General features: G+C 35.7%; 9 protein-coding genes. All 9 read right to left on the bottom strand.

Going from position 1 to position 14,708, the window contains the following annotated elements; translation table 11 throughout:
• Positions 1-26: 26 nt before the first annotated feature.
• Positions 27-1,385: a glycan-binding surface protein gene (locus tag LNP81_RS11135; protein WP_230035797.1), complete on the bottom strand. Its 1,359-nt coding sequence runs from the start codon at positions 1,383-1,385 to the stop codon at positions 27-29.
• 31 nt (positions 1,386-1,416) lie between these two features.
• A complete protein-coding gene (locus tag LNP81_RS11130) occupies positions 1,417-3,048 on the bottom strand; it encodes a RagB/SusD family nutrient uptake outer membrane protein (RefSeq protein ID WP_230035795.1) in 1,632 nt (543 codons plus the stop codon).
• Between the two features lie 13 nt (positions 3,049-3,061).
• Positions 3,062-6,226, bottom strand: coding sequence for a SusC/RagA family TonB-linked outer membrane protein (locus LNP81_RS11125; protein ID WP_230035793.1), 3,165 nt, complete (start codon positions 6,224-6,226; stop codon positions 3,062-3,064).
• A 598-nt stretch (positions 6,227-6,824) separates the two neighbouring features.
• Positions 6,825-7,481, bottom strand: a complete 657-nt coding sequence (gene fsa / locus LNP81_RS11120) for a fructose-6-phosphate aldolase (RefSeq protein ID WP_230035791.1) — start codon at positions 7,479-7,481, stop codon at positions 6,825-6,827.
• A 398-nt stretch (positions 7,482-7,879) separates the two neighbouring features.
• Positions 7,880-9,205, bottom strand: coding sequence for a xylose isomerase (gene xylA, locus LNP81_RS11115; protein WP_230035789.1), 1,326 nt, complete (start codon positions 9,203-9,205; stop codon positions 7,880-7,882).
• 4 nt (positions 9,206-9,209) lie between these two features.
• The gene (locus LNP81_RS11110; protein WP_230035787.1) at positions 9,210-10,694 is read right to left on the bottom strand and encodes a xylulokinase; all 1,485 of its coding nucleotides are present in this window, start codon (positions 10,692-10,694) and stop codon (positions 9,210-9,212) included.
• Between the two features lie 3 nt (positions 10,695-10,697).
• A complete protein-coding gene (locus LNP81_RS11105) occupies positions 10,698-11,705 on the bottom strand; it encodes a GntR family transcriptional regulator (RefSeq protein WP_230040902.1) in 1,008 nt (335 codons plus the stop codon).
• Positions 11,706-12,195: 490 nt separating this feature from the next.
• On the bottom strand, positions 12,196-13,932 hold the full coding sequence (locus LNP81_RS11100) for a glycoside hydrolase family 43 protein (RefSeq protein ID WP_230035785.1): 1,737 nt from the start codon (positions 13,930-13,932) through the stop codon (positions 12,196-12,198).
• Positions 13,933-13,953: 21 nt separating this feature from the next.
• Positions 13,954-14,667, bottom strand: coding sequence for an NUDIX hydrolase (locus tag LNP81_RS11095; RefSeq protein ID WP_230035783.1), 714 nt, complete (start codon positions 14,665-14,667; stop codon positions 13,954-13,956).
• Positions 14,668-14,708: the final 41 nt, after the last annotated feature.

The raw sequence follows: 14,708 nt of genomic DNA, 5'->3' as shown, positions 1-14,708 counted from the left end.
TTTTAATTAAATATGCTTTTACTTAATTAAGGAAAATCATTATAAACCGGTGTATCTAGTGAAACAATTCTCCAGTTGTCTGTATATACTTTTACTGAAGTGGCTTTTGCAGGAAATTCTACTTCGCTTGCCGTTCCTAAAACATCTTTTAATTTTACATCAGAATTTTCGAAATAAATTCCAAAGTTTTGATAGGTCGCAGCTTCACGATAAGCCAAAACGGTTTCGAAAGTAAAAGCTTCTTTAGACCATGCATAAAATTTATTTAGCGGAATGGTAATTGTTGTCCAGCCTGTCGTTTGAAAAGCAACTGATTTTCCGTCTACTAACCACGGAATGTAGTTATAAACAGCACCTGCCCATTCGCCGCCGTTAAAATTATTGACCATACACATTTTTAAATATCCTGAATCTTTCCAGGCATCCGGAACATAGATTTCAAATTGCAATGCTACTTTGTCAAGCGGCGTATTTGCAGGAATATAAGGAGTTAATTGGGTTCTCCAGTTATCAGAACCTGTTCCTGCTGTCCATACTTCTGATTGACGCACTTTTGTATCAAAAGCAGGCATACGTGAAGGATGATGCGGTACATATTTTCCCTGAGAAGTATTTCCTGTTCCTATAGTGGCTGATTCTATATCTGTTGGCAAAATCATAGTAGCTCTGTCCCATGAACCCTGACTTCCTTGTCCGTCGAAATTGATTAAAATACCTTTTTTGAAATTAAAATAAGCCGGAGAATAAGCTCCTCCGTTTGAACTCTGAACAAATATTGAACCTCCGTTGTCTGAAATTCCGCTTGGAACTGTAACGGTAAAAAACTCACCATCAGGATCAGATGTAATGCCGCTTGTTACTTCGACATTACCAGGAAAAACTACTTTACTTACTTCGGTTAAACCGGAACCTTCAACAGTAATGGTTTCGCCAGGATTTGGCATCGTGTTCGAAATACGGTCAATAACCGGTTTTGATGAACGAATTTCGAATGAGAATATTGCTTCATTACTATCATTTACAAATCGAATGGTATTTCGAACTGAAGGATCTGCATCGATTGTAGGCGTATCAGCAGAAATATTGATCAGCATAGAATTATCAGATACAAAAACAACATTAAAATAAGTGGAGTATCCGTTGATATACACTCTTTTTAATCCGGTAAATCCGGAACCTTCAACACGTATGGCCTGACCTAATCGGGCAAAAGTAACTTCTCTATCCGGCACAGACGAATTTACATCTTCCAGAAATACTCTGCTTATGGTAATTGTTTTGCCACTAGAATCGCTATTATCACAAGCAGTAAACAGGATGCTAAAAACCATCATTATAAGAAATGCGATGGGCGCCGAGTACTTTTTATTTAAAATATATTTCATATTAATCTTCTTTAGATTTATTATTTTTCTACTAGAATAAGTCTTTGATTCTTTCTTCGGTGAACTGATACGGAACTGGATTTTCTCTCAATAAAGGATTTTGAACAAGCTCAGACTCCGGATAAGGCAACACAAAAATGGTAGCATCTATTACACCAATAGCACGAGAACTGGTGCTTTTTGTAGCATCAACAGCAACTGCATTTGTTGCCGAATCATAAAGAATTGGTGTGACCGTTCCTCTATTTTGACCTGTTACATAGTTTACCACTTCTTGCTGTTTGTAATACGATCTTCTAACCAGATCATACCAATACTGACCTTCCATACACAACTCTACTCTTCTTTCGTGAATAATATCAGCATAGGTAAGTGTTGTTTTAGGATCAAGACCTGCACGTACACGAAGTTTATTTACTCCTGATAAAGCAAGGGCATCTGCGGTACTGGCATTGTTTCCTAAGGCAGCTTCGGCATAATTTAGATACACTTCGCCTAAACGCAGCATATAAGTATTTAAAGCCGAGTTCATACGGGTAATTTTAGAATTGTCTTTTGTTGATCCTACTACTCCTTTTTTTACTGTTAAGAAATCTTTGGCGTGATCTACGGTATATCCTCCGTTTGACTTGCTTATTTCCGGATAAAAATCATCATCACCCATCCAGGTAGCTTTACGGCGTGCATCTTTAGATTCATATTCTTGTAAAACATTGTATGAAGCTCTTGTCCAATAACCCCAGGCAGCATCATCTCCGGTAATATCAGAGCTAAATGCAAAATAAGCCTGTTGTGTATTGTTTACTCCATAATCTCCGTTAGGAACCCACTGCAAAGCAAACATTGACTCTGAATTGTTGTTGTTTTCGACCATAAATAAATCAGCATAATTAGGCATCAAAGTATAAGGACCTGAAGTGATTACTTTTTCTGCCGCTTTTTTAGCCAGATCAAGATATTCCTGATTTCTTGATCCGCTATTTGGGTTATCGCTTATTCCTGAATAGGATAAATAAACGCGTGATAACATTCCAAAAGCACTATATCGTGTTAAACGTCCTGACTGACCTGCCGTTTCCGGAAGATATTTAGCTGCATATTCTAAATCACGCATAGCAAATTCGTAAACATCTTTTAATGGATTTTTATTGACGATTGGATTTTTTACCAATTCTCTCGGGTCTGTAGAAATGATTACATCTCCCCATAACGAAGCCAAATACCAATAGGCGGTTCCTCTCATAAATCTTGCCTCAGCAATATATTTGCTTTTAAGGCTTTCGTTTACAGTACTGCTATTAATACCAATAATAACATTGTTGGATTGCTGCACAACATTGTACAAAGATCCCCAAGCCGAAACTAAAGGCCCTGTTAATCCTGTTTCTGTAAGATCTGTAAACGGATACACGTAATCAGAAAAAGGAGCATATAAGTTTGCTGCGCGTCCGTCGCCTAAACCATAATAAAATTTATCATTAAAATCGAACCAGACTTTATTGTATAACGGCCCTGTTGCCGCCTGAAAATCAGACTCTGATTTATAAAAGTTTTCTTTGGTAATTCGATCTTGTGGTTCAACATCTAAAAGATCACTACAACTAGTCCAAACAAATGGCAATGCGATCAAAAGAACCTTATAAATTATTTTTTTTGTTTTCATCGTTTGTAGTATTTTAGAAATTAACATTTAATCCAAGTGTAGTAATTATTGGCGACGGATAACGTCCGTTGTCAATACCGGTCAAAAGAACATTTTGATTAATAGAACCTACTTCCGGATCATAACCTTTGTACTTTGTAAATGTTAATACGTTTTGTGCATTAGAATATACTTTGATATTAGAGATACCGTATTTTGAGTATAATTTCTTTGGCAAATTATAGCCTATCGAAATATTTTTTAATCTTACATAAGAACCATCTTCTACAAATCGATTACTCAAACGATAGTTAGATGCAGATGATGCAGATGAAGCTCCAATTCTTGGCATATAAGGATCACCACCCACGATTTGCACGTTACGATAATCGTTTGGCCCGTTTGGATCGATTAAATCTAACTGGGCATATCCCAAAGCCGATTTTAATAAATTGGTGTTTTCGCGTGGGTTTTCTAACCAGCGTCTTTGATAGTTTAAGACATCGTTACCATAAGATCCGGTAAATAATATATTCACATCAAATCCAAGAAATGAGAACGTATTCCCGATACCAAAAGTAAAATCAGGGGCCGGATTACCAATATAGCCGGTATCTTTTTCGTTAATAACACCATCTTTATTTACATCTTCAAACATATAATCCCCAATCCATACACCGTTTTCTCCAATGGCCATTCCTTCAGGTAAAGCAGTTGGTTTAACTACGCCGTCTTTATCCTTATAATAAAAATCTGTAGCTTTCTCAAAGCGGCCTATTACTTTATATCCGTAAAATTGTCCTATTGGCTGCCCCACCGCAGTACGCGTAACCACAGTTACATCAGAACCTTGCTGCAGCGTCATATTATAAACTCCGGATTCTGTATTAAGCGCCAGAACTTTGCTTCTGTTCATAGAAAAAACGAAATTAGATTTCCAGCTAAAATCATTTCTCTGCATGTTTATAGTATTCAATGTAAATTCAAAACCTTTGTTTTCAAGAGCTCCAATATTGAATGTTGGAGGAGCTGTAGAACCTTGTCCAGATGTTCCGGCATAAGCTGGAAGTGCTAAATCAAGCAGTAATCCGTCTGTTTTTTTATAATAAACATCAGCAATAAGTTCGATTCTGTTATTAAAAAGTCCCAGGTCTAAACCAATATTACTGGATTTGGTTTTTTCCCATCCCAGATCAGGATTTGCTGTGTTAGTTGCAATTTGACCGCTTCCCCAATTGGTTGCAGAAGTACCGTAAACTGACGTATAAGCATAATTAGGAACACTTTGATTACCTACAATACCCCAACCTAATCGCAGTTTCAAATTATTAATTGTTTTATTATCTTTTAAGAAGTTTTCATTTGAAACTTTCCAGGCCAATGCTGCTGACGGAAACCAATCCCAACGATTGTCTTCGGCAAACTGAGAAGAACCATCTCTTCTAATTGTACCTGTTAGCAAATATTTATCATTAAAGGAATAAAATACTCTTCCAAAATAAGAACTAAGCGCTCTTGTAGAACTTCCGTTTGAATTTCTTGCTGTCGTAGGATCACCAGCATCCAAATCAGTTGCTCCGTTTGTAATATATCCTGAACGGTAACCCGAAAGATTTTCCCAATGTTGTTCCTGCATTTCCTGACCCAACATAACGTTTACAGTGTGAATACCAAAACTTTTATTGTAGGTTAAAAGATTATTCCAAATCCAGTTTTGACTTAGCGTTTTTGCTCTTGTACCTTCTCTTACATCATTTACAAGTGCACCAAAAGCATACGATGGATTAAATGTGTAATTATTGCCAAAACCATAATCTAGAGAGTATTGCGATTTAACCTTTAAGCTTTTAGAAAAACTGATCTCTGCATAGGTATTTCCTCTTATACCATAATTCTCGTTATGATTGTCTCTCATTAAAGCCAAACCTAACGGGTTATTTTGAACAAACTCAGTTGTATCAGGTCCGTCAAAAGTACCATCGGCATTACGGGCAGCAACATTTGGCGTTTGCTTAAGTGCTGTAAGGATTAATGAACCATCTGTAAATGTTGTTACTTGTTCTGTTTTATTAACTGCCAGATTTACTCCAAGTTTTAAATAACTTTTTACCTGAGAATCTATAACTCCTCTAAGATTGAAACGGTTAAATGAGGAACCAATTGCAATACCATCCTGATCCAGATATCCAATTCCTAAAGCATAAGTCGTATTATCTGATCCGCCTGAAGCAGATAAATTATAACTCTGCATCATAGCGGTTGTAAATAATTCGTTTTGCCAGTTTGTACCGTCACCCAATAAATCAGGCCTGATAAAATTATTGTCCCTTTCTACAATTCCCAGATCTGCACGGGTATTTTTTAATGTTCCGTATTCTCTAAGATTAAGGACTTGCAATTGTTTTGGAATTTCCTGCCACCCTACATAACTATCAAAATTCAGGGTAAGTTCTCCTTTTTTTCCTGTTTTGGTGGTAATCATAATAACTCCATTTGCCGCTCTTGATCCATAGATAGCCGTTGCAGAAGCATCTTTTAAAACATCCATCGAAAGAATGTCTGATGGATTTATTCCCGCAAGCGGATTTGCATTCATAGAACCTGTTGACCCATCGATTACAACACCATCTATAACATAAATAGGTTCATTAGATCCTGTAATCGAACTTATACCACGAATACGAACAGAAGAACTCGAACCCGGAGCACCATTATTCTGCTGAATATTGACCCCTGCAGCGCGTCCTTGTAAAACCTGATCGATTGTTGTTGCTACAGATTGTGTTACTGCGGCACTACTTACCGAAGAAACAGCACCGGTTAAATCTCCTCTTTTCATGGTACCGTATCCTACTACAACAACTTCTTTTAGATTGTTTAAGTCTTCTTCAAGTACTACATCAATTTTACTTTTATTAGCGATCGCGATTTCTTTTGCTTTGTAACCTATAAAGCTATAGACCAGAATTCCAGAAGAAGGTGCGTTAATAGAGTAAGTTCCGTCAAAATTAGAAACGGTATTGATGTTACTTCCCTTTACAATAATATTTACTCCGGGTATTGGCCCATTGCTATCCGAAACTGTTCCTGATACCTTTGTTTGAGCATTTACAGCGGCAGAAAATACGAACATCAGGATCAGGTAACCCAGATTTTTAAAGTATTTTGATTTGCTTTTAGTAATTAAAAAGTTAGTCATAAATAATTGGTTTAATTAGTTAATAGTATGGTTTAGTTAGTTTTTGTTTTGAAGACTTATAGTATGTATTTGCCTTTATGAAAAAAAGTACTTTACAAGCCTTTTTAAAAACAAATATATACAAAAAACAACAACACACAATCGGTTGCGTTAATTTTTATTTCGAATTATTAAAAAATATACCTTAAAAAAAACGTATAACTTATTTTAAATTATAAAATATTGAATATATCTTAAAATAAGCATTTCGAGTTACGAAAACGTTAGAGATATCAAATCATTTGGACTAAAACCTTAAAAAAAACATAAAAAGTAAAAAAGCAGTTATTTTTTTTATTGAAGTGATTTTAATCAAAATTGAATTACAAAAACAAGGAAGTAAAACCTGCAAAAAACATCCAATAATAGAAAGAATATGAGGTTTTAGGTTATTCAATAACAACATTTTAGCTATTAATGTGCTAAACATTCAAAAAAACAAAAACAAACAATCGGTTGCTCATAAAAGCACAAAACTCCCTTCAAAATGAATTGAAAGGAGTTTGTAATTTATTACACAAATTGTAACTAAAATGTAATTTTATTCAGCTTAAAAAACTTACAATTTCATCTTTTTAGCATCTTCTATAAATTGATTCAGACCAATATCTGTTAATGGATGTTTTAGCAATCCTTTAATCGCAGAAAGTGGTCCTGTCATAACATCTGATCCCACTTTTGCACAGTTTACAATATGCATAGTATGCCTTATCGAAGCCGAAAGTATTTGTGTCTGATAATCGTAATTATCGTAAATTTCTCTGATCTCTGCAATTAAATGCATTCCGTCTGTCGAGATATCGTCCAGTCTTCCTAAAAAAGGTGACACATAAGTTGCTCCCGCTTTTGCAGCCAGCAAAGCTTGCCCTGCCGAAAATACCAAAGTAACATTGGTTCTGATACCTTTAGACGAGAAATATTTACAGGCTTTTACCCCCTCTGCAATCATGGGTAATTTCACCACAATTTGAGGATGTAAAGCAGCAAGCTCCTCTCCTTCTTTAATCATTCCTTCAAAGTCTGTCGAAATAACTTCTGCCGAAACATCTCCGTCTACAATATTGCAAATGTTCAGATAATGTTTCAGGATATTGTCTTTTCCTGTAATGCCTTCTTTGGCCATCAAAGACGGATTTGTAGTAACGCCATCCAGAACTCCCAAAGCCTGAGCTTCTTTTATGTCTTCGAGATTAGCAGTATCTATAAAAAATTTCATAGTTTTTGGTTTAAGGTTGTTTATAGAGACGCATTGCTACGTCTAAGTAAAGTTGTAGTGAGAGAAAATGTGTATTTTAGATTTATTCTTCAAAAAACATTCAATAAAAAATAACTCTTTATTATTTTATCAAACTGACTTTTTTTCAATTTAAGAATTAGAAAACAGTAACTAAACCTTCAATCTATTTCCTGAATTCAAACTAAAAAAATCGTCATAATCGCAATACACATTCTCTTCATTCATCTAAAAAAATAATCATTTTGTTTTTAAAATAGCATCCAAAAAAAAATAACCTCCTATAGCTATCACATTAATTATTTTTGATAATATTTCCCACCAGATTGTTTTTAATTGAGACCTAACAGATTTAAAAAAACCTGTTAGCTCTTCTTATACTAGATATATTGATTGATAATATTTTCAAACAATTCTTGTTTTCCACTTTGAAGGTTTAATTCTCCATTATCATGTGCGATAGCATACAAATCTTTCAAATTTAATTTCCCATCGGCGAAGTCTTTTCCTTTTCCAGAATCGAATGAACTGTATCTTTCTTTTCTCAGTTTTTCATAAGGAGAAGAAGTAATAATTTTATCAGCTGTCAATAAAGCTCTTGCAAAAGTATCAGCGCCACCAATATGTGCCAGGAAAACATCCTCAAGATCTGTTGAATTTCTTCTGATTTTGGCATCAAAGTTTACACCTCCGCCTTGCAGTCCTCCTGCTTTTAAGAATACCAACATCGCCTCTGTAGTTTCCTGAATATTATTTGGAAACTGGTCCGTATCCCAACCGTTTTGATAATCACCTCTATTAGCGTCAATACTTCCTAACATTCCTGCTTTTGCAGCTACTTCTAGTTCATGCTGAAAAGTATGTTGTGCCAATGTTGCGTGGTTTACTTCGATATTAATTTTAAAATCTTTATCTAAACCATATTCTTTCAAGAATCCAATGGCGGTTGCCGAGTCAAAATCGTATTGGTGTTTTGATGGTTCCATTGGTTTTGGCTCGATAAAGAAAGTCCCTTTAAAACCTTGCGATCTTGCGTAATCTCTGGACATAGCCAGGAATTGTGCCATATGGTCTAATTCTCTTCCCATATCTGTATTCAATAACGACATATAACCTTCACGTCCGCCCCAGAAAACATAATTTTCTCCATCTAATGCAATTGTAGCGTCCAAAGCCAGTTTTACCTGACCTCCCGCTCTTGCCACTACATTAAAATCAGGATTTGTCGCTGCTCCGTTCATGAATCTCGGGTTCGAAAAACAGTTTGAAGTTCCCCAAAGCAATTTAATCCCGGATTCGGCTTTTTTCTGTTTTAAATATTCCGTAATGGTAGCCAAACGTTTTTCTGATTCTGCAAAAGTTGGACCTTCTGCAATTAAATCATAATCATGAAAACAGAAATAATCGAAACCCATTTTACTGATAAATTCAAAAGCAGCATCGGCTTTATCTTTCGCTGCCTGAATAGGATCTGATGACTGATCCCATGCAAAATTTTGAGTTCCCGGACCAAACGGATCACTTCCTTGTCCGCAGAAGGTATGCCAATATGCAATGGCAAATCTAAAGTGCTCGCGCATTGTTTTTCCCGCTACAACCTGATCCGGATTATAGTATTTAAATGCTAACGGATTATCAGAATCCTTTCCTTCAAATTTAATTTGACCAATACCTTTATAGTATTCTTTATTTCCTAAAACTACCATTTCTTTATTTTTTATGTGTTAATATAAATTCTAATTCTTGTTTCCATTTTTGATAAGCCTTGTCATAAGGCTCTTTGTTTTTAAGCGGTAAAAAAGTCATTACATGATCATTGGTCGTAATACTCGAGCCAAATTTATTGTAATCGCCATCTTTTAAACCTACAGCCCTTGCCGCTCCAACTGCTCCTGTTGTGTTGTAAATTTCAATTTCATGACCAATTAATGTCGCCACCGTATTAGAGAAAATCTCTGAGCGAAACAAATTATCATTCCCCGCCCTAATCACGTTTATAGTCGCATTATCATCTTTTAAGCATTCCATTCCGTACACAAACGAAAAAGCAATTCCTTCTAATGAAGCCCTGAACAAATGTGCACTATTATGAATATTCAAATTCAGATTCAAGAAATGCGTTCCGATGTTTTTGTTATTAAACATACGCTCAGCTCCATTCCCAAACGGAATCACCACTACTCCATCTGAACCTATGCTTATTTTCGACGCCTTTCTATTCATCGATTCATAGGTTTCGTCGCCCATATTATTTCGCAACCAACGGTACTGAATTCCGGCTCCGTTGATGTTTAATAATTTACCAACTCGCGGAGTTTCCAATTCATAATTTACGTGCACAAAACTGTTAACTCTTGTACTTTTTCCTTCAGATATTTCGCCCACAGCATAAAACACACCGGAAGTTCCGCCTGTTGCAGCAACTTCTCCCGGATTTAGTACATTCAGTGACAACGCATTATTGGGCTGATCTCCCGCTCTGTACACCACCGGAATACCTACAGGAAGTCCGGATTCTTTTGAACCTTTTTCGTTTAAAACACCCTGATTCGTAAAATTCTCTACAATATCCGGTGTTAACGATGGATCGATTCCGTAATAATCCAGCAACCAATTGGCCACTTTGTTTTCCTGATAATCCCAAAGCATACCTTCAGATAAACCGTTTTTTGTGGTCGTAATATCACCTGTCAGTTTATACGCTATATAATCTCCAGGCAACATATATTTATAAACCTGATTATAAATTTCCGGTTCATTTTCTTTCACCCATTTTAGTTTCGATGCTGTAAAATTTCCCGGAGAATTCAACAAATGCTGCATGCATTTTTCCTGTCCTAAATCAGCAAAAGCTTTATCCCCAATTTCAACCGCACGACTGTCACACCAAATGATCGCATTACGCAATGGGTTGCGTGTTTTATCCACAATAACGAGTCCGTGCATTTGATAGGATATACCAATTCCCTGAATTTTAGAAGCCTCAATGTTAGCTTCCCGAATCGCCCTTTTAGTTGCCACACAAATGTGCTGCCACCAAATTTCAGGATCCTGCTCTGCCCAATCCGGATGCAATGACACAATTTCCATTTCGTTTTGCGGTTCATGTAAAACGATTATTTTTTTTCCTGTTTCGGCTTCTACCAAGGCAACCTTGACCGAAGAACTCCCAATATCATATCCTATATAATACATAACTTATAATGATTCTCTTATTATTAAATTCGTTGCCACATAACACTGAACAACCTCATCGTGCGTAATAAACGCGGCTGCTTTTGTGCCTAATTCCTTGAAATCAGTCGAAATAACCGAAATCCCTTTGTATATAAATTTCTTCATTGGCGTTTCGTTATAAGACAAAAAACCAACATCAGTTCCGGGTTCTAAATCCCGTTCTTTACATTGTTCCAAAAAGTGACCTAAAATTCGATCACTCACACTGATATAAGCAATTCCTTTTTGTATATTAAACTTTTTGGCATCTGTAATAACTTCATATTCAAACTTAAAATCAACGCAAAACTTTTTAAAAAACTCCAGTGTTTCCTTTGGATGATTTGTATAATCCGGATAAACAAACTGAATACTTTTATACTTTTTAAACAAATCAACCGCATCTTCCAAAGCGTTATAAAATGCTTTTCCAAAATCCTGAAAAACATAATTATTTTGCTTCTTTGTATGAATGTTCCAGTCAATCAGCAACAGCTTTTCATTGGCAATTACATCTAAAGTTGGCGACACTTCTTTGTCATCAAAATTCATCACCACATATTTATAATACTTCCCAACACTGTTATTAATGATCGTTTTAAAAACATCAATATTATAATGATGAAACTGCACATCCGTAATCACATTATCTGCCAGATTATTCACAAACGAATGATACAGAACCTCCTTATACGCCTTAAAAGTATCCAATACCAAAAGTACTTTTCTGGTTTCGCCAGATACATAATATCCTTTATTTGGCACAGAATCAATACTTTTTTGATCCTTTAAAATAGAATATGCCTTAAAAACCGTGTCCCTCGATAACTGATTCGTTTTACAAATACTATTCACCGACGGCAGCAAATCGCCCTTTTGCAAAATATTCTCCGCAATCGCATTATTAATTCCGTTAACCAATTGCTGGTATTTCGGAATATCACTCTCATGATTTATTGTAAAGACAAATTTCTCTATATTTTCGCTCATCATACTGTTCTGTTCTGGTATGCTAATATAAGCAATCATCTTTTGTAAAAAATAGTATTTATGTTAAATATTATCTTCTTAATCATTTAAATACTAACAACTTGGGCGTGTCCCTCCGGGCCGGGCTATTCGCTACAAGTCCTCGCTCTTCCTTCGTCAGGCTGTGGGCTTTTCGCTGCTATCCCTCACGCAAACCTCTGCTAAACACATTGTTGTCATTGCAACGTAAGGAGACTCTAACGATAGCGAACAAACGAAATAAATCTCCGTAAATAACTCCGCAACGAGAATCCAAACTTTGTCTAACATCTCGCGAGAATTTCTCTCCCGAGGCTTCGGGATCGAAATGACAATATTGTTTTTAAACTTTGCATCTTAGCGCCTTTGCGAGATTATTTTTTTTCTAAATATAACTTAATGACATTGAATAATATCCCCTCATTCAATCGTTATTAAAAACAGAACTGACACAACTGAATTTACAACTTCATTAAAAATGATGACTCGACGTATACATTGCCAAATAAGTCCCCACAAATCCTTCTGCTTCTTTTGTACTCAATATAATTCCGTCAACATCTTTAGACAATAAAATCCATTCGCTTTTTTCTGCCGTTTTATAATAAAAATCATAATACCTGCCTTTTCCCTCTATTTTTACGAAAAGCTCTTTTGCATTGGCTTCAAGCTCCTTTTTAGCAACAATTTCAGGTTTACCCTTCTGAATTTTACTTGCCGTTCTCTCTAAAAAAACTTCCGTTTTTCCGTCTCCTTTCAGTCTTTTCCCAATCAATAAATAATGTTTCTCATTCTGAAAAGCGACCAAACCTGCAGTTTCCAAAGTATCTTTTGGCGCAAATTCTAATTTTGTCGAAGCTTCAAATTTTAAATGCTGTTGTCTTCTTCCAATAAAAGAAAAATTAGTTTCGGTATGAATAGATTCTTTTCTCGGCTTCATGAACAGTTTTCCATCTTTCAAATCGTACCATTTTTCAGAAGGCGTTCTAATAAAATTCCATTTTAAATCTAATTTATTGTCGTTAAAGTCATCATGCGAAACAAAATTCCCGCTCATTGGCGCTATTTTCTCTTTCGAAAGTGGCAAATTCGGCCGTTTATTAACCATCGGGATTGCTTTGTTTCCATCTACAATTGTTGGCCAGTCATTTTTCCATTCTACCGGCATCATAAACGTTTCTCTTCCTGTATTATACAAATCCATTCCGTAAGGTCTGCAGCCCAAAAACACAGCCCACCAATCTCCGTTGGGCAGTTCTACAAAATCAGCATGTCCCGTTGTCGAAACTTCATTTTTACGATTTGGGTCTAAATGCGATTGTGTCATTATGGGGTTATTGCTATAACTTTCATACGGTCCGTAAATGTTTTTACTTCTAAAAACTACTTCAGAATGATTGTAGCCCGTTCCGCCCTGTGCACAAATCATATAATAAAATCCATTCTTTTTAATCACATGCGGACCTTCGATCCAGACAGGTTTTATCGCCATATCTGTCCCTCCGTTAATCACCAATTTTGATTCCCCAATAATCTTTTGCTTTGCTAAATCATATTCGAACATATAAATTGCACGATGTCCGTCATGAACCGAAATATTGTTTGGCGGCGGACCATTATGTGTGATATACAATTTTCCGTCATCATCAAAAAAGATATCCGGATCAATTCCGTCAACACCCGGAATAACCATTGGATTCGACCACGGGCCAGCCGGATTTTTAGCCGTAACGATAAAATTTCCACCTCCGCTTACATTGGTACAAATAACATAAAATGTTCCGTTATGATAACGAAGAGTTGGCGCGTACATTCCGCCTGATAATCTCGAATTACCAAAATTAGCCTGTTCCGGACGATCAATAATATTTCCTATTTGTTTCCAATTGACCAAATCGGTACTTTCAAAAATGGGCAATCCAGGGAAATAACAGAACGAAGAATTTACCAAATAAAATTTATCTTCAACCCTGCAAATGGTAGGGTCCGGATAAAATCCAGCCAAAATGGGATTCCAATATTCGCTCTCAGATTTCGATATATTTGCATAAGCATCATCTTTTCCTTTGTAATCAAACCAATCAAAAGCGGCGTACTCCGGGTACACAATCGGTTGTGAATTCTGCGAAATTTTTTTACACGACGAAATAGTAATCATTAAACTGATTACAAGTACGATCTTAAAACTTATACTCTTTATTTTAAACATATCTTTATCTGAAACAGCTCTTTAAAAATTAAAATTAAGTTCTCTGTGTGCCAACATTTCGTGTTGCTGCAAATTGACGCTGTAAAATCTGGCAGCTCTGTGCGAGACCGCTTCTTCTTTCTCGTTAGAATCCTGTATCAGATCCATTTGCAATATCTTTCTTCTAAAATTAGATTTATTGATTTCGATTCCCAGAATTTCTTCATAAAGATGCATGACCTGCAGCAAAGTAAATTTTTCCGGTAACAAATTAAATCCAATCGCGCTTTTACAAATATTCTTTCTCAGTTCTTTTAAACTATAATCTAAAATTATTTTATGTTTATCGCTTAAACCTGAAATTTCGTTAATGCCAATCCACACAACATTTGGATTAAAAATATCATTTTCTAAATCGTCGATATCTCTTTTTACCATCGCATAATATCCTATAGAAATATCTTCCTGAGAGGATGATCGCGACGGATAACCAAACGCTTTTAATTGTTCGAGAAAGAAATTATCAACGCCCATATATTTTTTTAGAATATTTTGAGCAGTACTCGAAATAGTTTCCCCCTCTTTGATATAATCATTTGCCAGTTCCCAATTTATATTGCCCTGATTGTCTTTTTGTTTGACCAGCAAAACCTTCAGGCTTTCTTGTTCAAAATTAAATATCACACAATCAATTTCTATTCTGTTTGTAATATATTGACTGGCGGTATCCTTCCCTTTTTCATCTCCTTTTTCCATAGAAAATAAAATTTAAACATATTACTACTATTTTCAATCAA

It is taken from the genome of Flavobacterium piscisymbiosum, from assembly GCF_020905295.1.
GTDB classification, from domain to species: domain Bacteria; phylum Bacteroidota; class Bacteroidia; order Flavobacteriales; family Flavobacteriaceae; genus Flavobacterium; species Flavobacterium piscisymbiosum.
The sequence above is the reverse complement of the archived record's forward strand: the minus strand, read 5'-3'. Positions and strand labels throughout refer to the sequence as shown.